The following is a 1340-nucleotide window of genomic DNA, read 5'->3' on the forward strand; positions in this document are numbered from 1 at the left end:
CTGCGCGCTGCTCTGCCCCGGCCGCCCGCTCGCGAAGGGTCGCAAGCTCTACGCGCATCTCCTGCTGCTCGTTCAACCAGGTGGCCGCCGCCTCGCGGTGCGCGGCCTTCTCGGCTTGGAGGACCTGCTCTGCCGCTGCCTGCGCGGTGCGTGCTGCCTCGTGATCTGCCGTCCGGGCCTTCTGCTCTTTGACGAGATCCGCGGCAGCCTGGCGCGCGGCCACCCGCTCGCGATCGACGTCGGCAAGGAGTCGGCGCTCGTGCGCTACATGCCGCTGCTCGGCTTCCCTCGCGTCACGCTGAGCCGCGCCCAGTTCCATTGCTGCTTTCTCGCGCAGGGCTCCTTTGCTGGCCACGGCCTCGTCGATGGCATTCCGCAAGCGTCGCACCTCGGCTTCGGAGTCGCTGAGAAGACGAGCAGATTCCTGCTGCTGGGCGTGCATCTGGGCCTCGATGGCTGTGACCGCCTGGCGCGACGACGCCAGGGCCTCGTCGAGCGCCACGCGGGCCTGCTCGAAGGATGACACGCGCTGGGTCAGGTCCGCTTCCCTCTGGGCGAGCGCCTCGCGCTGCAGCTCGAGCTCGCGCCTGGCCGCTTCGGTCTTCTGGACCTGCACCTGGTCGGCCTCGCGGCGCGCGGCATCCCAGAACAGCTTTGCGGCCTGGACCACGGCTAGAGGGAGCTGATGCGCCTCGCCGTCAGCCAGGTTGGCGCCATGGCCATCAAGGCGCTTGCCGAGCGTGGCGAACCAGCGCTCTAGCATGGGGCTCACGGTGTTGGGCGAGCCGCTGCCGATCTTCTGGCGCACGCGTTCGATGGTCGGGCGCAGGCCTTCATGCACGAGCGCATCGGCGGCTTCCCAGACCTGGGCCTCTTGAATCCCGCGGCCACCGCGCGGCGGGAAGGTGCCGACGTTCGAATTGGGGCYTTCCATGGGCTGCTCCGGAGGGCTATGGACGCTCGGACTCGGTCGATCCCATGTTTTCGCATCCAGTAATTTTAACTTTCGATAATAATAGATTATCGTAAGTAATATATAATGTACGTAAGACATCATACATGGCATGTGTGATAACTAACACAAAGAAGCCGATGGCCGGACTATGGCCGTTGTCATCCCTGAAGCCAATGCTGCTGGAGGTCGCCCATGAAATCTGCTGAAAAGATCCCGTCGTCCAAGGCGTTGATGCCGCTCAAGCGCGACCACGCGCTGCTCGATCCCGGCCAGCTGTCGGAGATGGCCGAGGARGCCGCGCACGACCTGATGGCCGAGGGCGAATCGGACAACACGCGCCTCGCGTACCGCGCCGCCATGCGCTACTGGGCGGCCTGGTTCGGCG

Annotated in this window: 1 protein-coding gene and 1 pseudogene; one reads left to right on the forward strand and one right to left on the reverse strand. The window is 65.7% G+C overall.

All coding sequences use genetic code 11. The features are described 5' to 3' along the window. The coding region (locus AC1D2K_RS34735) for a DNA-binding protein (RefSeq protein WP_478094984.1) at positions 1–934 on the reverse strand (934 nt) is incomplete at its 3' end. 213 nt (positions 935–1147) lie between these two features. Between AC1D2K_RS34735 and AC1D2K_RS34740 the strand changes: the two are divergent. After that, positions 1148–1340, forward strand: a pseudogene (locus AC1D2K_RS34740) (hypothetical protein); the annotation flags it as partial.

Source organism: Variovorax sp. P1_H12_2 (assembly GCF_056405335.1).